The 23,744-nt window shown below is 45.0% G+C and carries 23 protein-coding genes; 11 read left to right on the forward strand and 12 right to left on the reverse strand.

What is annotated here, in order from left to right; all coding sequences use genetic code 11:
* Window positions 1-67 precede the first annotated feature (67 nt).
* From mmsB to RT143_RS06060, 8 genes are all read right to left on the reverse strand, one after another.
* On the reverse strand, window positions 68-994 hold the full coding sequence (gene mmsB / locus RT143_RS06025) for a 3-hydroxyisobutyrate dehydrogenase (protein ID WP_313091831.1): 927 nt from the start codon (window positions 992-994) through the stop codon (window positions 68-70).
* A gap of 34 nt (window positions 995-1,028) precedes the next feature.
* A complete protein-coding gene (locus RT143_RS06030) occupies window positions 1,029-2,225 on the reverse strand; it encodes an enoyl-CoA hydratase/isomerase family protein (protein ID WP_313091832.1) in 1,197 nt (398 codons plus the stop codon).
* Between the two features lie 13 nt (window positions 2,226-2,238).
* On the reverse strand, window positions 2,239-2,679 hold the full coding sequence (locus RT143_RS06035; RefSeq protein ID WP_313091833.1) for a hypothetical protein: 441 nt from the start codon (window positions 2,677-2,679) through the stop codon (window positions 2,239-2,241).
* A gap of 13 nt (window positions 2,680-2,692) precedes the next feature.
* A complete protein-coding gene (locus RT143_RS06040; protein WP_313091834.1) occupies window positions 2,693-3,469 on the reverse strand; it encodes an enoyl-CoA hydratase in 777 nt (258 codons plus the stop codon).
* A 29-nt stretch (window positions 3,470-3,498) separates the two neighbouring features.
* Complete coding sequence (locus RT143_RS06045) at window positions 3,499-4,659, reverse strand: acyl-CoA dehydrogenase family protein (protein ID WP_312275765.1); 1,161 nt, start codon at window positions 4,657-4,659, stop codon at window positions 3,499-3,501.
* Window positions 4,660-4,828: 169 nt separating this feature from the next.
* Window positions 4,829-6,322: a CoA-acylating methylmalonate-semialdehyde dehydrogenase gene (locus RT143_RS06050; RefSeq protein WP_060995125.1), complete on the reverse strand. Its 1,494-nt coding sequence runs from the start codon at window positions 6,320-6,322 to the stop codon at window positions 4,829-4,831.
* Window positions 6,323-6,428: 106 nt separating this feature from the next.
* Window positions 6,429-7,037, reverse strand: a complete 609-nt coding sequence (locus tag RT143_RS06055; RefSeq protein ID WP_313091835.1) for a PAS domain-containing protein — start codon at window positions 7,035-7,037, stop codon at window positions 6,429-6,431.
* A gap of 61 nt (window positions 7,038-7,098) precedes the next feature.
* Window positions 7,099-9,081 (reverse strand): propionate--CoA ligase, encoded by a 1,983-nt coding sequence (locus tag RT143_RS06060; RefSeq protein WP_313091836.1) that lies wholly within the window; start codon window positions 9,079-9,081, stop codon window positions 7,099-7,101.
* 335 nt (window positions 9,082-9,416) lie between these two features.
* Between RT143_RS06060 and ppc the strand changes: the two genes are divergently transcribed.
* Complete coding sequence (gene ppc, locus RT143_RS06065; protein WP_313091837.1) at window positions 9,417-12,305, forward strand: phosphoenolpyruvate carboxylase; 2,889 nt, start codon at window positions 9,417-9,419, stop codon at window positions 12,303-12,305.
* A 107-nt stretch (window positions 12,306-12,412) separates the two neighbouring features.
* Here ppc and RT143_RS06070 read toward each other — a convergent pair whose 3' ends face one another.
* A complete protein-coding gene (locus RT143_RS06070; protein WP_313091838.1) occupies window positions 12,413-12,838 on the reverse strand; it encodes a hypothetical protein in 426 nt (141 codons plus the stop codon).
* A 145-nt stretch (window positions 12,839-12,983) separates the two neighbouring features.
* Here RT143_RS06070 and RT143_RS06075 point away from each other — a divergent pair, with 145 nt between their 5' ends.
* Window positions 12,984-13,475, forward strand: coding sequence for a hypothetical protein (locus RT143_RS06075; RefSeq protein WP_050324312.1), 492 nt, complete (start codon window positions 12,984-12,986; stop codon window positions 13,473-13,475).
* Window positions 13,476-13,543: 68 nt separating this feature from the next.
* On the opposite strand, the gene RT143_RS06080 is transcribed toward RT143_RS06075, so the two are convergent.
* The gene (locus RT143_RS06080; protein WP_313091839.1) at window positions 13,544-13,936 is read right to left on the reverse strand and encodes a hypothetical protein; all 393 of its coding nucleotides are present in this window, start codon (window positions 13,934-13,936) and stop codon (window positions 13,544-13,546) included.
* A 269-nt stretch (window positions 13,937-14,205) separates the two neighbouring features.
* Here RT143_RS06080 and RT143_RS06085 point away from each other — a divergent pair, with 269 nt between their 5' ends.
* The 8 genes from RT143_RS06085 (at window position 14,206) to gspM (ending at window position 20,813) form a co-directional block, all read left to right on the forward strand.
* Window positions 14,206-14,904, forward strand: a complete 699-nt coding sequence (locus tag RT143_RS06085; RefSeq protein ID WP_313091840.1) for an alpha/beta hydrolase — start codon at window positions 14,206-14,208, stop codon at window positions 14,902-14,904.
* A gap of 200 nt (window positions 14,905-15,104) precedes the next feature.
* Window positions 15,105-16,229 carry a cell division protein ZapE gene (gene zapE / locus RT143_RS06090; protein ID WP_313091842.1) on the forward strand — a complete coding sequence of 375 codons (1,125 nt, stop codon included), beginning with the start codon at window positions 15,105-15,107 and terminating at the stop codon, window positions 16,227-16,229.
* A 44-nt stretch (window positions 16,230-16,273) separates the two neighbouring features.
* Window positions 16,274-16,639, forward strand: a complete 366-nt coding sequence (locus RT143_RS06095; protein ID WP_313091843.1) for an FMN-binding negative transcriptional regulator — start codon at window positions 16,274-16,276, stop codon at window positions 16,637-16,639.
* A 9-nt stretch (window positions 16,640-16,648) separates the two neighbouring features.
* On the forward strand, window positions 16,649-17,221 hold the full coding sequence (locus RT143_RS06100) for a nitroreductase family protein (RefSeq protein ID WP_313091845.1): 573 nt from the start codon (window positions 16,649-16,651) through the stop codon (window positions 17,219-17,221).
* An 88-nt stretch (window positions 17,222-17,309) separates the two neighbouring features.
* Entirely contained in the window at window positions 17,310-18,518 is a 1,209-nt protein-coding gene (locus RT143_RS06105; RefSeq protein ID WP_313091846.1) for an NAD(P)H-dependent glycerol-3-phosphate dehydrogenase, read from the forward strand.
* Window positions 18,519-18,551: 33 nt separating this feature from the next.
* Window positions 18,552-19,004 (forward strand): phosphohistidine phosphatase SixA, encoded by a 453-nt coding sequence (sixA, locus tag RT143_RS06110; protein ID WP_313091847.1) that lies wholly within the window; start codon window positions 18,552-18,554, stop codon window positions 19,002-19,004.
* 36 nt (window positions 19,005-19,040) lie between these two features.
* Window positions 19,041-20,300, forward strand: coding sequence for a type II secretion system protein GspL (gene gspL / locus RT143_RS06115; protein ID WP_313091849.1), 1,260 nt, complete (start codon window positions 19,041-19,043; stop codon window positions 20,298-20,300).
* 21 nt (window positions 20,301-20,321) lie between these two features.
* Complete coding sequence (gene gspM, locus RT143_RS06120) at window positions 20,322-20,813, forward strand: type II secretion system protein GspM (protein ID WP_313091851.1); 492 nt, start codon at window positions 20,322-20,324, stop codon at window positions 20,811-20,813.
* Window positions 20,814-20,881: 68 nt separating this feature from the next.
* Here the strand turns inward: gspM and RT143_RS06125 are convergent, their stop codons facing one another.
* A complete protein-coding gene (locus RT143_RS06125) occupies window positions 20,882-21,574 on the reverse strand; it encodes a DUF2057 family protein (RefSeq protein ID WP_313091853.1) in 693 nt (230 codons plus the stop codon).
* A 77-nt stretch (window positions 21,575-21,651) separates the two neighbouring features.
* Window positions 21,652-22,437, reverse strand: a complete 786-nt coding sequence (locus RT143_RS06130) for a DnaA ATPase domain-containing protein (RefSeq protein ID WP_313091854.1) — start codon at window positions 22,435-22,437, stop codon at window positions 21,652-21,654.
* A gap of 371 nt (window positions 22,438-22,808) precedes the next feature.
* On the opposite strand from RT143_RS06130, the gene RT143_RS06135 reads away from it, so the two are divergent.
* Window positions 22,809-23,735: a hypothetical protein gene (locus tag RT143_RS06135; protein WP_313091855.1), complete on the forward strand. Its 927-nt coding sequence runs from the start codon at window positions 22,809-22,811 to the stop codon at window positions 23,733-23,735.
* The last annotated feature ends 9 nt before the right edge of the window (window positions 23,736-23,744 follow it).

Consider the following 23,744-nt stretch of genomic DNA (forward strand, 5'->3'; position numbering starts at 1 on the left):
AACTTTTGAATTAACGACTAGAAAAAAGCTAGAAAAAAATCCTAGCTTTTTTGCTAAACGCCAAAACTTATTGCAGAACGTTCGCATCATAATGCGCCATAATGCTTGAGAAATCTTTATCCCCATGCTGCTCACTATGTTTGCTATAAAGTGCCGTCGCTTGGTCTGCCATTGGTGTCACCACCTTGGTATCGTTGGCCGTTTGTTTGGCAAGGTTCATGTCTTTGAGCATGAGTTTACTCATAAATCCACCGGTATAACCACGGCTTGATGGCATAGCATCGCCTACATCGGGATGCGGATTACACACTTCTAGCGCCCAGTTACGACCGGTGCTCGCTGACAAAATACTGGCTAAGACTTTTGGGTCTAATCCATTTTTGGCGCCCAGATTCATCGCTTCGGCTGTCCCTGTCATAATCACGCCAAGCAGCATGTTATTACAGATTTTGGCGACTTGACCTGCACCGACCTCGCCCGCGTGAAAGATATTTTTTCCCATCGCCTCTAAAACGGGTTTGACCTGTTCAAATTGCTCAGCTTGCCCGCCCACGATAAAGCTAAGTGTCCCTGCTGCTGCCCCTGCCGTACCGCCTGATACGGGCGCATCCATAAACTGAATGCCTTTATCTGCCGCAGCTTCGGCAACTTCACGCGCATCACTCGCTGCGATGGTACTACTATCGACCAGCAAGGTATTTTTACCCACCACATCGAGCAAGCCTAGATTACCGTCTTTACCCAGATACACCTCTTTGACATGTTGACCTGCAGGTAACATGGTAATGACCATATCCACCTCTTTGCTTGCGTCCACAGGTGAAGTCGCCACGTTTGCCCCTTGTTTGGCAAGGTCGTCTAGCACGGCGGTGTTTAGGTCAAATACGTTGAGGGCAAAGCCATTTTTGATAAGATTTTCTGCCATCGGTTTGCCCATGTTACCAAGCCCGATAAAGGCAATTTTTTTAATGGTTGTTTGTTGATTATTTGGCATATACATTCCTTGTATGTTGTGGTGTTTGTAAACTTTATACAGCAAGTTTGGCTAATTTTGCTGAGAGTGAATCGCTACCCAACCAAGCCTCAAAGGGATGTTCGCTATTGGGGAAAGCTGACGCAAGATGTGACTGGATATAGCTGGCATCGCATTCATCAAGGGTTTTACGCCATTTTGGCGATTTGTCTTTATCAATCAGTAAGGCACGCACACCCTCACGAAAATCGGGGTAATTGACACAATGTAGCGACGCATTCATCTCCATGTATAGCACTTGCTCAAGTGATAATTTGCTGGCATGTTTAAACATCTCAACCGTTAATGCTGCGCTGACAGGGCAACCGTGCTGATAAGTCTCGACCGCTTTGGTGAGCCATTTATCCGCTTCACCGTTGACTTTGGTAAAGTTGTCATCGCGCAAGGCTGCATCTATATCATGCACGGAGCCTTTGTTTACTAGCGCTTGGATGGTATTAAAATGCTTCATCAAATGACTGGCTGCCAAATGCTCGGTATGATGAATTTTGGCTAAGGCTTGGCTTGCGATATCATGTAAATTGCTGTCAGCTTGCCAATTGGCTTGTTTTAGCGCGTCAAGCACTTTGTGGTATTCGCTACTTGCCACCGCATATTCGGCAAGGCTAGAGAAAATCGCATCGTTGGCGTTACAGTTCGCCCCTGTCAAGCCCAAAAACAGCCCAATTTTGGCAGGCATACGCGCCAAAAACCATGAACCTGTGGCATCAGGGTATAAGCCGATAGTAATCTCTGGCATGGCAAAACGGGTGGTTTCGGTGACGATACGATGGCTACACATCGCCATCAAGCCCATACCACCGCCCATGACGATACCGTTACCCCACAAGACAATCGGTTTTGGGTAGAAGTGCATTTGGCGGTATAGGCTGTATTCGTTTTCGAAGAATTCAACCCCATACGGATTGGGCTGCTGCATAGGCACTTGTGGCGGGGTGTCAATCATGCTGTCATACAGTTTGCGGATATTACCCCCTGCACAGAACGCCTTGTCGCCACTTCCCTTTAGCAAAATGGCGACTATGCTGTCATCAGTTGCCCACTTGGCGAGCTGATTTGCCATCAGTTTGCACATATCGACACTTAGGGCGTTTAGGGCTTTCGGGTCGTTCAATGTCATCGTGCCGATGTGGTGACCACAGTGGGTGGCTATCGTTTCAAATATTACAGGTTGTTGGTTTTCCTCGCTCATTTTTATTTTCCTATTATAGTCCGATATGTACTAAGCATTTATTTGGGTTATTTTCAACAATTTGACAAAACTCAACTAATTGATAAAGTTGCTTTAAAACAGTGGATTTATCAAAAGTTTGAGTTTGGTTAAAACGGTTTAACTCAAATGTTTGGTTTGCATTTTCAAAAAGTACAATCCAAGCCAAAATTAACTTTTTAAAACTAGTGATTTGATTTGGATAAAGCGTATTCACACCTTCAAAATCTAATCCTTGATAAACTACGTCTTTCTCATCAACACTAAAATTAACCCATTCTAAACTATCGGCTAAATATCTAAGTAATTTATCATCAATATAAGTATAATGATTTTTTATTAGTAGTTTATTTTCCCATTCTTCATTTAATGGGTGCTCATATGCAAAAACTAAATTGGTAATATCGGTTATGAAGAATAGTTGAATTTCACTCATAAATAGTTTTTGTTTATTTCCACTCTGGCGAGCGTTTTTCTAAGAACGCATTGACGCCTTCTTGTTGGTTATCGCCATCAAAAAGCTTAATAAATAACTCACGTTCCTTTATCCAGTTAAAATTTGGTGGCTGATAACGTGCCGACATAATCAAGGTTTTACTCGACGCAATCGCATCGGGGGATTGCTTTGCCACTTTTTGAGCCAATTCTAAAGCCGTTTCTAACCCTTTGCCACTTTCCACGACTTCTTCCACCAAACCAATTTGCAGCGCCTTATCCGCCTTGATACGCTCACCGCATAAAATCATGCGTTTTGCCCAGCCTTCACCCACCAGCCACGGCAAGTTTTGCGTACCGCCTGCACACGGCAATAACCCAACAGATAACTCAGGGAGTGCCATTTGGGCATGGCTCTCAGCAATGCGGATATCACACGCCAATGCACACTCAAGCCCACCACCCATCGCATAGCCGTTGATACAGGCAATCGACACGCCACGAAAGTTGGATAACGCCTCAAATGCTTCACCAAACGCAATTGCCATCTCTGCTGCTTGACCTTTGTCACCACTGGCAAAGCTGTTCAAGTCCGCCCCTGCGGAAAAAAACTTTTCGCCATCGCCATGCACCACCAAAGCGGTAACTTGTTTGTTGGCGTTTAAGTCGCTAATGAGCTGCTTTAAACTGGCTAAGCTGTCCTTTGTCCATGTGTGGGCAGGCGGATTATTGAGCGTCAAAACCGCAACGTGATTGTCGATTGTTAATTTTAAATTGGTGTAATTTGACATGGTAAATTCCTTTTAAAATGTCTTTAAATTCATTGCAATCTTGCTAACGTCCCATCTTCCATCATTTTGCGAGACACAATCATCCGCATCACCTCATTGGTGCCTTCTAGGATTTGATGCACGCGCAAATCGCGTACATGACGCTCTAGCGGATATTCTTGTAGATAGCCATAGCCCCCGTGTAGCTGTAGCGCTTGGTTAGCGATATCAAAACTCAAATCCGTGGCAAGGCGTTTTGCCATCGCACAATACGCCGTGGCATCGGGCGATTTGCTATCCAAATGATACGCCGCCAATCGCACCATCTGCCGAGCCGACACCAAATGGGTGAGCATATCGGCAAGTTTAAACTGCACATTTTGGAATTGGTCAAGGGTTTTGCCAAACTGGCTACGCTCCTGTACATACTGCACCGCACGGTCAAGGGCAGCTTGAGCCGTACCCACCGCACACGTGGCGATATTGATACGCCCACCATCCAAGCCTTTCATGGCAAAGGTAAAGCCCTGTCCTTCTTCCCCCAGTAGATTTTCAGCAGGGACTTTAACATCGGTAAAATGCACCGCGGCGGTCGGTTGGTTTTTCCAGCCCATTTTATGTTCATTTTTGCCGTAGCTGATGCCATCGCTATTGGCATCAACGATAAAGGCAGACACGCCTTTTGCCCCATTGTCCGAGGTGCGCGCCATCACCACAAGCACATCGGTCGCCCCTGCCCCAGAGATAAACATTTTTTGCCCAGTAATGTGGTAATAGTCGCCTTGTTTGACCGCTTTGGTTTTTAATGAACCGGCATCTGATCCTGCATTGGGCTCTGTCAAACAGTAGCTACCCAATTTTTCGCCCGCTAATAATTGAGGCAAGTATTTTTCGGCAACCTCGGGTTTGGCAAACTCGCCAATCATCCAAGCGACCATGTTGTGAATGGTCATGAATGCGGCAGTTGAGGTATCGCCATATGCCAGTTTTTCAAAGATAATTGCCGCATCAAGGCGCGGCAAGCCCAGTCCGCCAAAATCAGGGTTGGTGTAAAGCCCCATAAAGCCCAGTTCACCTGCGGCTTTGAACACCTCTTTGGGAAAATAGCCTGTGGCATCCCATTCGGCAGCGTTGGGTGCAAGCGATTTGGCGGCAAATTGGGCAGCCAAATCGGCAAAGGCTTGTTGGTCTTCAGTAAGAGAAAAATTCATGGTAAATTCCTTTTTATGGCTAAATTACATCCATGCCATCAGTCGTTGCCAAGCGTCGCTTTAACTTAATGCAAAATCGCGACGCTTGGCTATATTAGCTATAACGTTTTTGACCTGATAGCTCAATTCAATCAGTCTTAATCACGAGATATTAATTGTTAAGGTCTATTTATTTTAATGAAATCGTGGTATTAACGCCTTTACTGGCTTCATCATCAAACCAACGGGCGGTGACGGTTTTGGTTTGGGTATAAAACTGTACCGCTTGCTTACCATAAGGACCTAAGTCACCCAACTTACTGGCGCGAGAACCGGTGAATGAGAACATCGGTAGTGGCACAGGAATGGGTAAATTAATACCGACTTGACCCACATCAATATCTTGTTGGAATTTATGCGCTGCCGCACCTGATTGGGTAAAGATAGCCGTGCCATTACCGTTTGGATTGGCATTGATGATGGCAATCGCTTCATCTAGGCTATCGGCGTACATGATATCAAGCACAGGTCCAAAGATTTCTTCCTTATAGCACGTCATATCGGTAGTGACGTTATCTAAAATAGTCGGTCCGACAAAATTACCGTTTTCAAAGCCTTCGACCTTGATACCACGACCATCGAGCAGGACTTGTGCGCCTTCATCCGCGCCCGCTTGGATTAGACGTTCAACACGCGCTTTGGCCGCTTTTGAAATCACAGGTCCTAAGTCTTTGTCATCTTTACCGGCTGCCACCACCAATTTTTTGGCACGTTCCACGATGTCACCCACCCAGTTTTTGGCTTCCCCAACTAGAATCACCACGGATAACGCCATACAGCGCTGACCTGCGGCACCAAATGCGGCACCGGCTAGTTGGTTTAGACATTGCTCTTTATTGGCATCTGGTAGGATGACTGCGTGGTTTTTAGCCCCCATCATACATTGGACACGCTTCCCTGCTTGACTTGCACGGTTATAGACGTGTGTACCAACTGCGGTTGAGCCGACAAATGAGATGGCTTTGATATCTGGGTGGTCACAAATGGCATCAACGGTGTCTTTGCCGCCATGCACCACGTTTAATACGCCTTTTGGGATTCCCGCTTCTAGTGCCAATTCTACCAAGCGCATAGTGACCATCGGGTTTTGTTCTGATGGTTTTAATACGAACGTGTTACCGGTGGCAATCGCCATTGGGAACATCCAAAGTGGAATCATGGCGGGGAAGTTAAATGGGGTGATACCCGCACACACGCCGAGTGGTTGCTGGATATTATACATATCCACGCCAGTCGCTACGTTCTCGATAAATGCGCCTTGTTGCAGGTTGCCAATGCCTGAGGCATGTTCGACGACTTCAAGACCACGGAACACATCTCCTTTAGCATCGGCTAGGGTTTTGCCCTGTTCTTCGGTGAGCATGGCGGCAAGCTCATCCATGTTGTCACGAATGAGTTGTTGGTATTTTAAGAAAATGCGCGAGCGGGTGTTAATCGGGGTTTTGCGCCAGGTTTTGAACGCTTCTGCAGCCGCCGCGACGGCTTGGTTGATTTCATCGGGGGTCGTTTGGGGTACTTTGGCAATCACTTGTTGGGTGGCTGGGTTGGTCAGGTCAATCCACTCACTAGTGGTTGATTCGACAAATTCGCCGTTGATGAGTTGTTTTACAGTTTGGGTAGTCATCGTAACAATCCTTGTTTTTACCGTGTTGGGTGTATAGCGTTTGATAGCGTTAAACGCGTTGCAAAACAGTGTGAATGAGTTGCGGGGTACTGTCAATCATACTTAATTACTTAAGTATTTTTTCTGGAGTAGTTCTGCTGGAGTAGTTTTGCTGGGCGGCTGCCATAGGGTTAATGACAATAATCTTTGAGGCTAGCTCACCTTTGCTGCGAGCGCCCAGTTTTTTCATTAAGTTGGCTTTATGCACTTCAATGGTTCTCGGGGATAAACCAAGTGACTTACCAATCTCTTTACAGGTATAGCCATTGACCACATACTGCGCAATTTGGGCTTCACGTGCGGTGAGCTGCGATTCGGACGATACTTGCGGTTTTTTTTCAAAATGCCAAATTGCCAGTTTGAATGGGTCATCTGGGGTTAAGGTGCGTCCGTGGGTGGTTGCCCAAAATATCTCCCCTGTTTTGTGACGCATGAAGCGCTCATCGCAGTAATACATATTGGTCTGTAATCCCAAACCTGTTAATGCTTCTTTGCCAATTTTTTCAAAATCTTCGACACTGGGAAACAATTTTTGCATCGATTGATTGAGTAGCTCATCGTGCGCATAACCGAACAAATTGGCAAAGGCATCGTTGAGCGCTTTGATACGCCGATAGCTTAATACCACTATCGGCGTGGGCGCGTGCCTAAAAGCCAGTAAGGCATAATTTTCCATGACCATCACCCCTGATTTTTAAGTCCTGAAAACTTATTGGTGGGCAACTTATCGATTGCCATTAATAATCCGCCATCGCTTGTCTGACCGCCTCAATCGCAGTTGGGTCATCCAGCGTACTCATGTCGCCTGTTTCTTTGCCTTCCGCCAGCGCCTTGATAGAGCGGCGTAAGATTTTGCCTGAGCGGGTTTTGGGTAAAGCTTTGGGAAAATAAATAGCCGCAGGTTTAGCCAGGGCGCCCAACTGTCTTGCGACCTCGCCCACGATTTGCTGCTCAATGCGGAAACGGTTTTCGGTTTCTGCTACTAAGTCATGATTTTTTAGGATACAAAAGGCAATGGGTAGCTCTCCTTTAAGCTCGTCATGGATGCCAACAACCGCTGATTCGGCGACTTCGGGGTGATGACCGATAGCCTCCTCGATTTCCTTGGTACCCAAACGGTGACCTGCCACATTGATGACATCATCGGTTCGCCCTAAAATATAGTAGTAGCCGTATTCATCCATTACCGCATAGTCTGATGTTGCGTATTGTTTGCCATCAAGTAGTGAAAAATAGCCATTGATAAAACGCTCGTCATTTCGCCAAACGGTGGCCAAACAACCGGGTGGTAAAGGTGCGGTTAACACCAGCATGCCTTTTTCATTGGCTTGGCAGGGTTCGCCTGTGGTTTCATTGATGACTTTGGCGTCAAACCCAAACATCGGATAGCCGGGTGTGCCTTGTTTGTGTGGCTTGTGGTCGGGATTGTCTGCAAATTTTGGGGCATGGCTTAGGATAGGCCAGCCCGACTCAGTTTGCCAATAGTGGTCAATGATTGGCACGCCCATGTGACCTGTTAGCCACTCGGCCGTTGGCTCATCGAGTGGCTCACCTGCCAAGAAGAATGATTTTAGGCTTGAGATATCGTGACGGCTCATCCACATTTCGTCTTGTTTACGTAGCATCCGCACGCCTGTCGGTGCAGTTAACAAAATATTGACTTTATTGGCTTCAACAATTCGCCACCAAATCCCCGGGTTTGGCGTGGTTGGCAAGCCTTCATATATGATACTGGTCATGCCTGTCAGTAAAGGGGCATAGATACTAAACGAGTGCCCCACTGCCCAACCGATATCCGAAATCGCCCAAAACGTCTCGCCAGCCTTACCGTTATAGACAAAATCCATCGCGGTGGCAAGGGCTACTGCATGACCGCCTGTATCGCGTTGTACGCCTTTGGGTGTGCCTGTCGTGCCCGAGGTATATAATAGATACGATGGCGCATTGGACTCTAGCCAAACACAATCGACTTTGGCATTGTTATCGGCACTTATCGCCCGCTCAGTAGCATAGTCGATGTCCTGCGGCTCTGCTGTATATGGCATAATGCCACGGTCAATCACCAGCACATTGGTTTTGACTTTGGCTTCTTCGACTGCTTTATTGACCAAGTTTTTATAATTAATGAGCTTGCCACCGCGCAGCCCTGCATCGACCGTAATCACCATTTTGGCTTCGGCATCATCCATCCGCACGGCAAGGTTATGCGAGGCAAATCCGCCAAATACCACTGAATGAATCGCCCCGATACGCACACAAGCGAGCATGGCATATGCTGCTTCCAAAATCATCGGCATATAGATGACAACACGGTCGCCTTTGTCGATGCCATGACGTTTTAGCACATCGGCAAAATAGTTTACTTCTTTGTATAGATCGTTGTAAGTTAAACGGCGTTTGGCATAGTCAGTATACAGTTCAACAGGGTTGCCCAGTGCCTGAAAAGCTTTCTGAATATTGGGGTAATTATCAATCATTTCAGCATTGATTTCGGTAGAGACCCACACAAAGGCATCTTGCTCTGCCCGGTTTTCAAGGTGGCGATCGACCATGTTATAACACAAATTGGTTTCCCCACCGACAAACCATTTGGCAAAGGGCAGCTTACTATCATCTAAAATTTGGGTAGGTTGTTGATGCCAATAGATTCGCTTGGCTTGCTCGCCCCAGAAGGCTTGTTTGTCGTTGATGGATTGATTGTATAAGTCAGAGAAACTCATTGGCTGTCCTTAGCTAGAATCTTAACGGATGGTGAAAGTCGCTTGCAGGTTTGGTTTTCAGAGGTTGGTAAAACATCTCATTGCTTAGCAAAGCCTATCATTGTAATCATTGCTTGAATTCACTCCTTGAATTCATTTTATAAACTCAAATGATACGTTTTGTATCGTTTTGAATATAGCAAATAGACTTGCTAACGTCAAGCCTCGCCAAAATAATTTTAATGCTGTTTACATTTCGGATTTTTAACGATTAGTATTTCTTATAGTGATAATAGTTTGTGCTAACATAATTGTCCTGTTACACTTTTTAGACTAAAGCAAATAAGGGAAAAGTTATGAGCCAGACCAACGCCAACCCAGCTGAAAATGAAAAAAGCCTTGCACCGCCTCACGTTTTAAGCTTAACCCCTTTAAACTCGCATCCGTCAAATACGGCACTTGTTGAGCTTATCGACAATGATAAAGACTCTCCTTTGCTAGCGGACACCCAGTTACTTAGCCGCGTGCTGATAACGGTCGTTGAGCATCAAACCTCAGAACCGGTCAAACAAACCATTAATAAACTGTTAAATGGCGAAGACCCCCAGCAGACTATTCAAGCCATTTTACCAACACTCAACCATCAACAGCGCAAGAATCTCATTCGGGCTTGTGGCTTATTTGCGCAAGTGTTTAACATAGCCGAAGACATGCACCATGAGCGCCGCCGCCTTGCCCACGAACAAGACGAATCTGCCTCAAAAAGTAGTTTTGCCCATGTGATTGATGAATTAAAAGCCCAAGGGATTGACAGCGATGAGTTGCAAGCACAGCTTGATGATACCTTTATCAGTGCGGTATTGACCGCGCATCCGACTGAAGTGCAGCGTCAAACGATTTTATCACTGCGCCGTCAAATCCGTGCCTTACTTGAGCAATACCATACTGCGATTGGCTATCAACGTCATCGTATCGAGCAACAACTAGAAGCCACATTATTGTCGCAGTGGCAAACCAATGAAACCCGCCATTTCAAAATTACTGTCAAAGATGAAATCGACAATGGCATTGCCTATTTTGATTTAAGTTTTTTTGAAGCCCTGCCAAGTTTGTATCGCAAATTAGATTATCAGTTAAAAGAGCGTTTCCCCGACACTGACATGCCAAACTTACTTAATATCGGTGGTTGGATTGGTGGCGACCGTGACGGCAATCCGTTTGTGTCATCTGATACCCTTCGCTATGCCTTCAAACGCCAAGCGGCGACGGTGTTTTACTTTTATCGTGACCAACTGGGCAAGCTATACCAAGAATTACCGCTATCTATCCGCCATGTCAAAGTGAGTGATGGCGTACTGGCACTCTCCGAGCAATCCAAAGAAGATAATATCTCTAGAGAAGAAGAGCCTTATCGCCGCGCCATCGGGTTTATCTCGTCACGTTTAGTCGCTACCTCGCATACGTTTGATTTGTCTTACGGTTGTCGCTTTGGACTTAGTGAACCCTATGCTGATTGTGACGAGTTTCTAGATGATTTGTACGTCGTTTATCAGTCATTGGTGGACAATGGCAGTGAGTTACTGGCTAACGAACGACTCACCGATATCATCCGCGCCGTGGAAGTATTTGGGTTTTATCTGATGCCATTGGACTTGCGCCAATTCTCAGGGATTCATGCCGAAACGGTCCATGATTTGTTCAAACATGCCGATTTAGAAGACTATCTTTCTTTGTCTGAGTCCGCACGTCAACGTGTGCTGCTGCGTGAATTGGCAACTGCGCGTCCTTTATATAACCCCTATATCACTTATGAGCCACAAACCCAGCGCGAGCTAGAGATTTTTCAAGCCGCAGCCGATATCAAAAATCGCTTTGGTGACAAAGCGATTACCCAAAGCATTATCTCTAATGCAGAACAAGTAAGTGATTTGTTGGCACTGGCGTTGTTATTGAAAGAATCAGGGCTATTATTGGTCAAAGATGGCGTACCCGTGAGCCGTATCAACATCGTACCTTTGTTTGAAACCATTGAGGCGCTGCAAAACAGTACCCGCATCATGAGTGAATTGCTGGATAAACCTTGGTACAAATCGGTGCTAGCCAGTCGTGACAATCTGCAAGAGATTATGCTCGGTTATTCAGACAGTAACAAAGATGGTGGTTATGTCACCAGTCAATGGTCGCTATACCAAGCTGAAATTCAGCTGGTCGAAATGGCAGAAAAATATGGCATTCAACTGCGTTTATTCCATGGTCGTGGCGGTAGCGTGGGTCGTGGTGGTGGTCCGTCATTTGAAGCGATTTTGGCACAACCAGAAGGCTCAGTGGATGGTCAAATCCGCATTACCGAGCAGGGGGAAGTTATTACCGCAAAATATGCCGATGCGGGCAACGCGGAACGCAACCTTGAGACGCTGATTGCTGCAACGCTAAAAGCGAGCCTATTGCCAAGTCATAGCGAAAGCCCTGATAGCGACCTAATGAATCAATTATCGCATGAAGCCTTTAATTGCTATCGCGCGCTTATCACTCAGCCGTATTTTATTGACTATTTCTTGCAGACAAGTTTGGTCAAAGAAATTGCCAGTTTAAATATTGGCTCACGTCCGGCTAGCCGCAAGTCTTTGGCGCGTATTCAAGATTTGCGCGCGATTCCTTGGGTATTTTCTTGGATGCAAAATCGCTTGATGCTACCAGCGTGGTATGGCTTTGGCACCGCAGTCGAAAAACTGATTGCAGATAACCCAGAAAACTTAGCAAAACTGCAACACAACGCCCAACATAGCGCCTTTATGCAAGCCATGTTATCAAATATGGCACAGGTGATGGCAAAAACCGATATCGAAATCGCCCAAGCCTATGTTGAGCTTGCCAACGATGCCACTGAAGCCAATGCTATTTTTGCACTTATTACTGCAGAATATCACCGCAGCCTTAAAGCCTTGCTGACACTGACCAATAAAGAAACACTACTGGATGACAACCGTACATTGGCACGCTCACTTGCGCTACGCCTGCCGTATTTGAATGCCCTGAACTGGTTGCAAGTCGCCTTACTAAAACAACTTCGCGAAGCGACTACTGATGAAGCGACTACTGATGAAGCGACTACTGATGAAAGGTCTACCACTGAAACCTCTACCAATGAAGCGACGAGCGATAATGAAGCGTCTTATACCGCAGCGCTTAACTTGGTGCATTTAACTATCAATGGTATTGCCCAAGGCTTAAGAAATACCGGTTAGTAAGTATTCAAAACAGTCTTAACTTACCTTTTTAAAAAATCGCTGGTTGTGTACTGGCGATTTTTTTTATTGACGTTTTTTATTGGCGATTGTTTTATTGATGACAATTAACCCAAATAAACTTTATCAAAATCCAAATGGTGTACCCATTCTCGTAATAGCAATACCTTTGCATAAAACGCTAGGTCATTGGGCATAGCAGGCAAATCTTGCAGCGAGCGATAGCCCGCCAGCACTGCAAAAGCTTTTTCTAGTATCTCAGCGCGAATATAGCCGCCATTATCATCTTGCTCAAACGCTAGCAAGCGTAAATCCTCTGCCCCTATCACCTTTAATAATTCATCTTTGGGCAAGCTAGGTTTTAGCGGTGAAATAGCATCTTCTATGCGCATAATTGCCATTTCCCAAGCCAATTCAGTGGCTGGCAATGCGTACAATGTCTCTGCAATTACTTTTAGCGTAAGCCCAATGTCCCATAGGTTATCTTGCAACGTTACACTGATATGGTCAGCATTTATTGTTAACACTAACATAGCACGCCCTTTTGTCATTTTTATTCATTATAACTGGATTGTGATTAAATAACTTGATTGTCACTAAAATGCGCTCGTTTAACCGGTGGATTTGATTTTATAAAAAAAACCCTTATCTAATAATCATATAAATAAGGGGATAGCCATGTCAGAAATTCAATTTAATGCCAACTTAAAAAAAGCCGAAAACGCTGAGCCACTGACTGAGCAGCAATTAGAGGCACTGGCACAAAAACGCGCCTATTTGCAAGAGCAGGCTGAAGACATCATTGCTATTGCACAATTACAAGATAATTCTGCGCTTAACTGTTTACACAAAATCAATGTCTTAGGCGGTACCTCAGAAAAAGCTTATAGAGCGGTAAATACCCGTATCATAACCGACCAAGACCCCCATGGGGCTTATCATGCGGTGGCAATGGCACAGTCAACCTCGGATTTGCCCTTTGACGTGCCTACCCTCGTAGATATTGTCATTGAGCAAGGTGAGCCAGCATTACAACTGCGGTTGTTAAAGCTATTTGATAGTCAGCCGATTGCTGCCGAGCCGATTCCAAAAATTCGTGACAGTATCAATCAGTTAGGCGATAAAGCGGTGATTGCACAGCTCAATCAGCATTTGTTAAATCGTCAGTGATACCAAAACAATAAAGGTTAGGAGCTCTCCTAACCTTTTTTTATTGATAGATGATTTGACTTTGACAATTAGGGGCATTTAAAGGTGATGGTATATTCGTAATCATCATCGCGGGCAAGGGTTTTTTTGCTACCAAACACACTGCCAATCATGCCTATGGCTTGGTCAGCCGCGCGTCCCATGCTTTCATCCAGCACGCCATTATACTGGTAGCTATCGGTCAACACGATGGGCGATTTTCCGCGGCACTGCTCGGTTGCGATATGTAACGCATTTAATTTGGCGATATTTTTGCTTTTGCCTAACCCAGTGGTTTCAAGCGTGTTGTTCGCGCGCTGTAGCACGGGTAAATTAGTGGGTGTGCTTTGACAAGCAGATAAGCTCATTGCTGCTAATAGCGCGATAGTAGTGATTTTTAATGGGGTGATGTTTAATAAAGACGGTTTGAGAGATGATTTCATGATCTGCAGGCTGTCCCTTTTCAATAGCGGTGTTAAAGTTCTCATGAATTGTCAACAATACAGGCAAACTCACCATTTTAACAATAGAATTTGGTTGATGGCTTGTATTAGTGTGTGGTAAAAAGTGAGCCGCCGCAAGTGGTCTTACAAATCATAAAATCCGCGCAACAATTGGCTGGTTTGTTGATTTTCAACCTAGCTATTTTGGGTGAAATTGGTTAGCATGATGGGTGGTTTTTTTAAAGTTTTTTGCTTAGATTAGGACGATTATGCTCTCACCTGCCCACTCACAATCAACCCATTCGCAATTAATAGATGCCCCTTGCGGCAAGCTTGAAGTTGACGCGCTTTGGCAAGCTGACTCAACAGGCGTTGCCAACCCAAACGCCGCATCGGTTGAGCGTGTTGCCATTCTTTGTCACCCAAACCCATTGCAAGAAGGCACGATGATGAATAAAGTGGTGACCACCATGTATCGTTTTGCCCGCGACCAAAACATGCATGTGGTACGCTTTAATTTTCGCGGTGTGGGTCAGTCAACGGGCGAGTACGGCAATGTGACAGGTGAAATCGAAGACGCGTTAACCGTGCTCCAATGGATCCATAGCCAAACCGAAGCGCGCAAGCTATGGATTGGCGGATTTTCGTTTGGCGGATTTGTCGCCGCCAAACTTGCTCAGCTTGTCAATGAACAAGGCGCATTTTTGGGAGTCGATGATTTTGACATCACGGATTTGGCATTGATTGCCCCTTCTATTGAAAAAAACGACACCTCAGATTTGCTACTGCCCACCGCGCAAACCTTTATGATTTATGGCGCGAATGATGAAGTGATTGCGCCAAGCTCGCTACAACAATTTAGGGAAAACTTTGGTATTCAAACGCACATCATTGACGATACAGGGCACTTTTTTCATGGTAAATTAGGGGAATTAAAACAGCTGCTTGAAGCATTAAGTAGCAAATAACGCAGTTTTTATTTTATCCTAGTTTCTGATTTGTGTTTTTGATGGGTGTTTTTGATTCGGGTTTTTGGTGTATTTGACATTGTGAGCTATTTAGCACCTTAATGCCGTCTATTTAATCGCATCTATTTATTGAATACCCCTACGTCAAAGCACGTTGAAATGGAATTTTGACAACTTTTTAATTTACGCTGAGAGACAACATGCCCAACTCAAATTTACGACCCTTACAACGCTATGAGCTTGCGCTAAAATCTGGTGAGTTTAGCGAAGATGCACAGCAGCGGGCTGCGATGACTTATTTGGATAATGTCTATGAACAAATCATGGACAACCGCGCCAAACAACGTGGGCTGTTTAGCTTTTTAAGACGTACTGAGCCGCCCAAAGGGCTATATATGTGGGGCGGTGTGGGTCGCGGTAAGACTTGGATGATGGATATGTTTTTTGAGTCGGTGCCTGCCGACAACAAAATGCGCCAACACTTTCATCACTTTATGAAGCGGGTGCACGCCGAGCTTAATAAGCTACAAGGTCAACAAGACCCACTACAAAAAGTCGCCGATATCATCCATAATGAAGCGGATGTGATTTGTTTTGATGAATTTTTTGTCTCCAATGTCTCCGATGCGATGATTTTGGGTGATTTGTTTACCATGCTATTTAAAAAAGGCATCACCCTGGTTGCCACATCAAACATCGCACCAAATGGCTTGTATAAAAATGGTATTCACCGTGACCGTTTTTTACCTGCCATTGCCGAAGTTGAAAAAAACTGTACGGTCATGAACATTGACAGTGGTATCGACTACCGTCTGCGCGTATTGCAGCAAGCCGAACTTTACGTGTCTCCGTTGACCAAAGAAAACATCCACTGGCTTGCCAACCGCTTTACCGCGCTAAGCAACAACCAACACATTATCCAAGACCCCATTCATATCAATGGTCGTGATATCGCCATCAAAGGTCGCACCGAAAACACCTTGTACATTGATTTTCGGGCGTTGTGTATGCAGCCGCGCTCGGCAAGCGACTTTATTGAAATAGCCAACGAGTTTAGCACGGTGCTAGTCGATGACGTGCCTGCGCTCAATGATGTGATTGCCGACCCTACACGCCGTTTTATTTACCTCGTCGATGAGTTTTATGATCGCCGCGTCAAGCTTTTGGTACGTGCAGAACAGCCGATTTTACAACTGTATGATGGGCAAAAATTGGCGTTTGAGATTGAGCGTACGCGCTCACGGCTGTTAGAGATGCAATCAGAAGAATATCTCAAAGCAGAACATCGTTTGGATGAGATAAAAAAAGAAGATATGACCATTTAAATAATCCAAAGCCTTAATTGTTATGTAGGTGAGTGGCTTTAACGATGTATATTCCCAAATATTTTTCCCAAACCGATTTTGAAGCCGTTAAAGATTTTATTGCTGGGTCGCCATTAGCAAATATAATGGCATCAAACGGCGATTCGGTTGAAATGTGCCCTGTTCCGCTACTTTGGCAAGTAGATGAACAAAATCCGCTTGGCTATTTGATGGGTCATGTGGCAAAAGTAAATCCGATTGTAAAGACTGACGCTAAAAACTGGAAAGTTGTTTTCACCAGCCAAGGTCATTATATCAGCCCAAATTGGTATGCTACCAAGGCGATTACCCATAAAGAAGTGCCGACGTGGAATTATCAATCGGTGATTTTTTCGGTGACACCGCAGCTAATTAATCAACAACCTCTTTAAGGAATAAAAATGACAAATTCAGAAATTTTAGACTTTATCAAATCACGCCGTTCAATCGGCAATCTTGTCGCCCCTGCCCCCAACCGCGAGCAAGTCGAACAAGCGATTGAAGTGGCGCTATCCGCTCCCGATCACAAGGATTTAAACCCGTACCGTTTTATCGTACTTGAAAACCAAGCGCTCAACACCTTAGGCACGGCGTTAAAAAATGCCGCGATAGCACAAGGTGAAACCGACGAGAAAACCCTCACCAAAGCCGAAAATATGCCGCTGCGTGCGCCGATGATTATCGCGTGTGTGACCGATTTTAAACCCCATGATAAAGTCCCCCATTGGGAACAAATAGCGGCAAGTAGTTGTGCGGTGCAAAATCTACTGCTTGCCTTGTCGGCACAAGGGTTTGCCACCGTATGGCGCACCGGTCCACTTGCCAATGCGCCTGAGGTCAAACGGTACTTTAATGTAACCGCTGATAACCAAGTCATTGCTTTTGTCTATGTTGGCACAGCGGTGTCGACAATCCCGCCGCGTTCTAAGATAGACGTCACACCATTTATTGTTTATGATAATGGCACAAACTAACGGCTAAGCTAGCCGTTTTTATATTTTGCTCATGTAAAGGGTGCCCTGTTGTCAGTATTTGCAGGACAAGTGGATTCAAGGATTTTCAATGAAAAAACCCCAGTTAGCAACCAATCTAAGTGAAAATTTAGAAAAGCTGAATGTCAATCGTGAAAAAGCCAGCAAGCTGTTTGCCGACGTCATTGAAAAAGCGGTCAAAAAGTCTAAACCTGACACCACAGCGGTATTAGAAACAGACTTAGACAATCGGCTCACCAATCAACCCGCGCCCCTCAAAATTGCCGTGCTGGGCGGTGGTAGTTTTGGTACGGCAATGGCAAATTTATCGTCCAAAAATGGCTGCGAAGTCACGCTTTGGGTACGCGATAAGCGCAGCGTCAAATCGATGCAAAAAACCCATATCAACAAAAAATATTTGCCAGACCATAAGCTTGATGAGCGCCTGCAATTTACCCATGATTTGCAAGCAGCCGTCAAAGGCAAAGATTTGATTTTTGTGGCAGTGCCTAGCGCTGCTTTTCGCGAAACCTTACAAAAAATTGCGCCTTTTATCAGCGCTCAAGCCATCGTGTCTTTAACCAAAGGTATGGAAAAAGATACCTTTGCGCTAATGAGTGATGTGATCGCAGATGAATTGCCCAATGTGGCTTTTGGCGTGATGAGTGGTCCCAATCTCGCTAAAGAAATCATGAATAATATGCCGTCTGCCACCGTAATTGCTAGTCAATCTGCAGCGCTACGGCTTGCGGTACAAACAGCCCTGCACAGTGCGTTTTTTCGCGTGTTTGCCAGTGATGATTTAATTGGCGTGGAGCTTGGCGGTGCGCTCAAAAATATTTATGCCATTGCCATGGGCATGGCCGCTGCCTATGATATCGGGGAAAACACCAAAGCCATGATTTTAACCCGCGCATTGGCTGAGATGAGCCGATTTGGCGTCCAAGCGGGGGCTAATCCCTTGACCTTTTTGGGGTTATCGGGCGTGGGTGATTTGTATGCAACTTGCTCATCGACCTTAAGCCGTAACTACCAGATTGGTAATATGCTAGGGCGTGGCATGAGCCTTGACCAAGCCATCAAAAAACTCGGGCAAACCGCTGAAGGGATTAATACTATCCAGCAGGTGAATGAAAAATCCATGAAAGAGGGTATTTATATGCCAATTACCCATGCCTTGCACGATATTATCTATGAAGACAAAGCGCCGCTTGGGGTTGCGTTAAACTTAATGGAAGCAGGATTTAGAAGTGATGTGGAATTTGTCATGCCGCATCAAGTGCAGCCAAAGCATAACTGACAAACATAACTTTAAATATTTTTAGGTAAATACATGCAATTAATTTTAGTTCGTCATGGTGATGCAGGCGCTTATACCCTGCCAGACCATGAAAGAAATTTATCAGCACTGGGTCAAGCCCAAGCTTCACAGACCGCAGCGTGGCTTGCCGAAAACTTTGAGCCCGATCATTTTATCGTCAGTCCTTACAACCGCGCCCAGCAAACCCTTGCCCAAATCCAGCAATTTTTTCCCCATGTCCCTGTGACCACGTATGAGGGCATCACCCCTGATAACGATGCAGACATCGCCGTGGATGCGCTAGGCGAATTGGTTGGCGACTGCATGGTGGTGGTTTGTCATATGAATATCATTGCCAAAATCGCCAGTATCCTAACTGATGAGCCACTCGATGGTTTTGCGCTGGCTGAAGCGCGTGTATATGATATGGGTATATTGGCACCCAGTCTTGCCGCTGAGATTAAACGCTTTGTTCCCACCTGTTAGGTGATTTAATTTGTCAATTTTGTGTAGGACACTTCTGTGATTCATATTTGGTTGCCAACTCAGCATGCTGCCTTACGTTTATGGCAACAAACCACCCAGACTTGGCAAGCGGCTGACGATTGGCAAACGCTTGCCACCCTTGCCAATCTGCAAACCACGCAATCAGCCAAGCTACAAGCCTGTCTTTATTTTTCTAGTGTCAGTTTATTAACCATCCAACCTACGCTTACAGCAAGCCAGCTTAATGCGCTGGGCGATACCGGCAGGCGCTATTTATTTGAAGATATCAGCATTGGGTCGGTAGAAGATTTACAAGTCAAAATCCAGCCGGCGGTCAGCAATAGCGAGTTACCCGCGTTATTTGGGCTTCATGCTGCCGATATTCATTCATGGATCAATGCTGCCTCGTTGGCGGGTATTGAGATAGTCGCTTTATTGCCAGATTTTTTATTGCTGCCAACCATAGATACTAGTATAAATAATAGGGCTATATCTACTACAAGCGCGGTCTATTACCAAGATGCAGATACCCAGCTATTAAAACTCCATACTTATCACGGCATGGCGGTTAGTTTTTTACCGCTGGTACTCACCAAATTACCCATGCTAGAAACGCTATATTTAACGGGTTCTGACGATGAAACCGTTGCCCAGCAATTAGCTAGTATGCCTAATTTATCCATAGAATCATCTGAGTTGTTGCCTACCCCAATCAAAGACCCGGTCAGACATTTTTTTAACTTTGCGACAATCAAAGGTAAAACGACGCTTGCACCTTATGCCAAAGTCATCGCCCTAGTCACTGTTTGTGCGCTGCTGACAGCCTTTGTGGTCGATGCGCTTCGTTGGTATTATTATAACCAAGCGCAAAAACAAGCCGCAACTTTGCTGGCGCAGCAATACGCCCAGTGGTTCCCCAATGAGCCGCTTAGTAGCAAACTCACCCTACAACGACAGTTATCTGGCAAATTAACCACCCAGCAATCAGCCACGCCAAACCTACTTCAGACATTGTCGTCCATACAGCCGGTATTGCAGCAATACCAATTGACTGCCAAGCAGCTTAATTTTCAAAATAATCACTTACAACTGCAGCTTTTATCATCAAGCGCCGATTCATTGAACAAAGCCGTTAATGACATGGTAAACAAAGGGATAAAAGCCAAGCTAGGGTCTGTCGATGCCGCGATACCCGCTGCGATGTCTTCGAATACTGCCAGTGCGGTTTCCAGTGCAGTGGCGCCAACTTCTGCTGGCAGTGCCCTTGCCATGATAGATATTGAATTGGCAGACTAAACCTACGACTGAGATGAATTTATGAAACCGCACGCCTCACTGAGCCAATCCCTGCAAAAACTAACCACGCCTCTGGGTCACGCGTTTCAAAATTTATCACGTCGTGATCAGATTGCGCTGCTGATATTGGCAATGTTCTTGCTTTTTTTTGTGGTCGGTGTCGGTGGTTGGACGCTGCATAGCCAAGCCAACCAAGCACAAAAAAAATACGATGACACCATGGCAGATGTGTTTTGGCTACGCAGTCAAGCAGGCAACATCAATCCCAACCAAACCCAACAAGTCAATCAAGCCGATGCTATCAAACAAATACTTAGCCAATCAGGTATTGTCAATGCGCAAGTGGTCGAGAATGGCAATACTATCCAAGTTGCTTTTATTCACGCGCAGGCCAGCGTAATCACCAATATATTTAATCAGTTTGAACAACAAGGTATCCGCATCCAGCAACTACAAATCAACCAGCCAGCCCTCGATAAACTTGAAGTACAGTCTGTCTTATCTATTAACTAATGGTAAAAGACCATAAAAAACGATGCACTTGGCATCGTTATTTTGGCGCATGGGGGCGCATGGGGTGATTATTTTTGCACCCACTGGCGAATTTTATCACGCTCTGCTGGCGTTGCTCTCAACCATAACTGCATAAATTGATCGAGACTATCCGATGAACTGACCGTGGTCACAACAGCTTGATTGCCATATTGATTGCTAGGTTGATTGATAGCGGGAATCGCACCCCCTGATTGTCCTAAGGCATTGATGGTTTGTTGATTGGCTTCAACCGCTTTTGAGCTACCACCAAACACACCGCCTAACGCATTACCCAACCCGCTAAAAATGCTTGAACTACTGCTGGATGTGGCTTGCTGACTTGCAATGACTTGCTTGCCTTGTAGCACTGCTAGTGTGGGTTGTTTGACATATTCTTTGGCGGCATTATAGTCTTCTGGTTGACCCAGCATATCCAACACATACGTTTGATTGTCGGCAAGCTCTACCGGAACGCTAATATTGCTTGAACGTAACACATCGTGATTGTCACCGCGCAGCTCGTACAACCGATTGTACTTGGCAGTAATCACATGTTTGCCTGGCTCAAGTTTGTAGGTTTTTTGCGGCTTTGAAAGCAAGCCATTTTTGACTTCTTGACCATTAATAGCAGTCACGATGGTATTGTCAGCAACATTCAAGGTGACTTGGGCAAATGTTTGTGTGGTTGCTAACACGCTCGCAGTCAACGCGGCAGCCGTCCATAAGTACTGTTTATTCATAGGATATCCTGTTGTTTTACACCAAACTATTGATGGATTCTAACCCATTTATCACGCAATTCCTATGACAAACCCGGTCAAAAATCTAAAAAATTTTCATTTTCTGCAATTTCATCAAAGTCCGCCAATTCAAAATTGAGCGTTAAATTATCAATGATGTTCATCGCATCTTGAATTTTGGCTTTGCTCACTTTGTTTAATGGGGTGCGTTCCATATTAGAAAACAATGGCTGCAATTCGTTTAACACTGCCAACATCGCACCGATGCGGTGTGGACCTTCATTGAGCAAATAGTCAATGATACGGGGGTCAAAGTGCCAATGACGACGGCGTAATACCGATTCCAAAATTAGCTGTCTATCAAGCTTATCACTGCCCGTCGGCAACTGAAAAGTCGCGGCTCGAGCAAGCCTGGATAGCAAATCTCGCAGCTCAAAATTTAACGCTTTGACAGGCAAACGACTGGCAAAAATAATTTTATTGCCGTATTCTTGCGATAAATTAATCAGATGAAAAACCGCTTCTTGCCACTCAGGATGACCTTGAATTTCATCCATATCATCAAGCGCAATCACCTTGGTATTCTCTAGCGATGACAACACCATGGCATCCATATTGGCGTTTATCAGTTCACGCAGCGATAGATAAATAACAGATTGGTCGATATCACGGAAGGATTCGCAGATAGCGTTGAGTAGATGGGTTTTACCTGTATCGCGCTCGCCGTATAGATACAGCTGCGTCAATAGCCCTACATGCATTTGGCGCACCACATCGATGATTGATACCCAGCCTGGACCACTAAAGTCACTGATACTCGCGGACTGCTTGATATTTAAGTTTAGACTTAATTGTTCCGACATTCATGCACTCGCAATCGGTAAGATATCGCTTTTTGAAAATAAATCATAAACCACTATAAATATAGTAAATATAGGTCGGCAAACATAGTGCTGCCCAGTTAGCCGCCCTATGCTTAAAAGTTTAAAAGCAAAAAATAAAGCGTCTAACTAAATTTTCACTATTATAACCTAAATTTATGAAATAGCTACTCACGCGCCTTTTGCCCCGTGTCGGGTTATTTCAAATTTAGTTACCTTTCTTATTTACTTTTTAAAACACTCAAGACAAAAATAGTCAATGCCATTATAGCGCTGAATGCGATGATATAACCAAAGATTGTACATGTCTTAGTATTTTAGTAGTATATTTGATTATCTTTGTAATGGAGACCATGATGTTTATTGTTAAACAATTGCGTGATTCGACTATTTATAGACCATTACACATCAATATTAGCACCCTAAGTGCTATGGGGCTAAGTTTGGGACTTACCGCCTGCCAACCCACCCCTGAGACAAATAACCGAGCGAGCGACACTGCCCCTTCAACCGCTAATGTACCTGAAGTCATCATTGCCCAAACCCCAGCCACTATACCACCTGCCACAGTCGGGTTAAAACGCATGGATTTTCCGGTGTATTTGGCAGGTGTGCCCAATCTACTGCATCCGATTATTCCGTCAGTGCCCATCAATCGCAAATATGATAGCGATGGCAGTGATGCTAAAAAATCACCCATCAGCTACTTTCAAGAAGTTGCGCCCTATGATTTTCAAAGCAGTGTTTACAATATTGTGTTTGAAGGGCTAAAAACCGGGCAAGTACACCGGCTGTTTCCACAAGATAACTTTGTGATAAGAGCGGTGCACACGCCCTTGGTAGATTTAAACCAAGATGACAAAACAGCGCAGAAAAAAGCTGCCATCACGCAAACTCCAACCAACCAACCGCAATCCGCTAAAGAAGCAACCAACCCATTGGCAGTCAAAGTCGGCAATAGCTTACTGCTAGGCTATTTTATCTATGAAGTCAAAGAGATCGCTGATGATAATGACAATAAAACCAATCTCGATCAGCAGCTTACCTTGTATTTAAGTGATTTAAATGGCAAAAATTTATTGAAACTCACGCCCAATAATCAATATTTTAAACATTATAAATGGCTGCCTGAGAGCAAGCGTTTTTACTTCTCAACCCAAGCCGATACCAATGGCGATCGGGTGATTGATGAGAATGATAAATACTTCTATTATTTCATCGATTTTGCCAAAAACGCGCAAATAGTCACGGCGTATGATTTTAGTAAGCCAAAAGCATAAAGCTTTGTT

It is taken from the genome of Moraxella sp. CTOTU48268 (assembly GCF_032069585.1).
GTDB classification, from domain to species: Bacteria; Pseudomonadota; Gammaproteobacteria; order Pseudomonadales; family Moraxellaceae; genus Faucicola; species Faucicola cinerea.

What these genes read in the sequence shown, in the direction of transcription:
- mmsB (WP_313091831.1), bottom strand. Translation starts at nt 994, where the DNA reads ATGCCAAATAATCAACAAACAACCATTAAAAAAATTGCCTTTATCGGG.
- RT143_RS06030 (WP_313091832.1), bottom strand. Translation starts at nt 2,225, where the DNA reads ATGAGCGAGGAAAACCAACAACCTGTAATATTTGAAACGATAGCCACC.
- RT143_RS06035 (WP_313091833.1), bottom strand. Translation starts at nt 2,679, where the DNA reads ATGAGTGAAATTCAACTATTCTTCATAACCGATATTACCAATTTAGTT.
- RT143_RS06040 (WP_313091834.1), bottom strand. Translation starts at nt 3,469, where the DNA reads ATGTCAAATTACACCAATTTAAAATTAACAATCGACAATCACGTTGCG.
- RT143_RS06045 (WP_312275765.1), bottom strand. Translation starts at nt 4,659, where the DNA reads ATGAATTTTTCTCTTACTGAAGACCAACAAGCCTTTGCCGATTTGGCT.
- RT143_RS06050 (WP_060995125.1), bottom strand. Translation starts at nt 6,322, where the DNA reads ATGACTACCCAAACTGTAAAACAACTCATCAACGGCGAATTTGTCGAA.
- RT143_RS06055 (WP_313091835.1), bottom strand. Translation starts at nt 7,037, where the DNA reads ATGGAAAATTATGCCTTACTGGCTTTTAGGCACGCGCCCACGCCGATA.
- RT143_RS06060 (WP_313091836.1), bottom strand. Translation starts at nt 9,081, where the DNA reads ATGAGTTTCTCTGACTTATACAATCAATCCATCAACGACAAACAAGCC.
- ppc (WP_313091837.1), top strand. Translation starts at nt 9,417, where the DNA reads ATGAGCCAGACCAACGCCAACCCAGCTGAAAATGAAAAAAGCCTTGCA.
- RT143_RS06070 (WP_313091838.1), bottom strand. Translation starts at nt 12,838, where the DNA reads ATGTTAGTGTTAACAATAAATGCTGACCATATCAGTGTAACGTTGCAA.
- RT143_RS06075 (WP_050324312.1), top strand. Translation starts at nt 12,984, where the DNA reads ATGTCAGAAATTCAATTTAATGCCAACTTAAAAAAAGCCGAAAACGCT.
- RT143_RS06080 (WP_313091839.1), bottom strand. Translation starts at nt 13,936, where the DNA reads ATGAAATCATCTCTCAAACCGTCTTTATTAAACATCACCCCATTAAAA.
- RT143_RS06085 (WP_313091840.1), top strand. Translation starts at nt 14,206, where the DNA reads ATGCTCTCACCTGCCCACTCACAATCAACCCATTCGCAATTAATAGAT.
- zapE (WP_313091842.1), top strand. Translation starts at nt 15,105, where the DNA reads ATGCCCAACTCAAATTTACGACCCTTACAACGCTATGAGCTTGCGCTA.
- RT143_RS06095 (WP_313091843.1), top strand. Translation starts at nt 16,274, where the DNA reads ATGTATATTCCCAAATATTTTTCCCAAACCGATTTTGAAGCCGTTAAA.
- RT143_RS06100 (WP_313091845.1), top strand. Translation starts at nt 16,649, where the DNA reads ATGACAAATTCAGAAATTTTAGACTTTATCAAATCACGCCGTTCAATC.
- RT143_RS06105 (WP_313091846.1), top strand. Translation starts at nt 17,310, where the DNA reads ATGAAAAAACCCCAGTTAGCAACCAATCTAAGTGAAAATTTAGAAAAG.
- sixA (WP_313091847.1), top strand. Translation starts at nt 18,552, where the DNA reads ATGCAATTAATTTTAGTTCGTCATGGTGATGCAGGCGCTTATACCCTG.
- gspM (WP_313091851.1), top strand. Translation starts at nt 20,322, where the DNA reads ATGAAACCGCACGCCTCACTGAGCCAATCCCTGCAAAAACTAACCACG.
- RT143_RS06125 (WP_313091853.1), bottom strand. Translation starts at nt 21,574, where the DNA reads ATGAATAAACAGTACTTATGGACGGCTGCCGCGTTGACTGCGAGCGTG.
- RT143_RS06130 (WP_313091854.1), bottom strand. Translation starts at nt 22,437, where the DNA reads ATGTCGGAACAATTAAGTCTAAACTTAAATATCAAGCAGTCCGCGAGT.
- RT143_RS06135 (WP_313091855.1), top strand. Translation starts at nt 22,809, where the DNA reads ATGATGTTTATTGTTAAACAATTGCGTGATTCGACTATTTATAGACCA.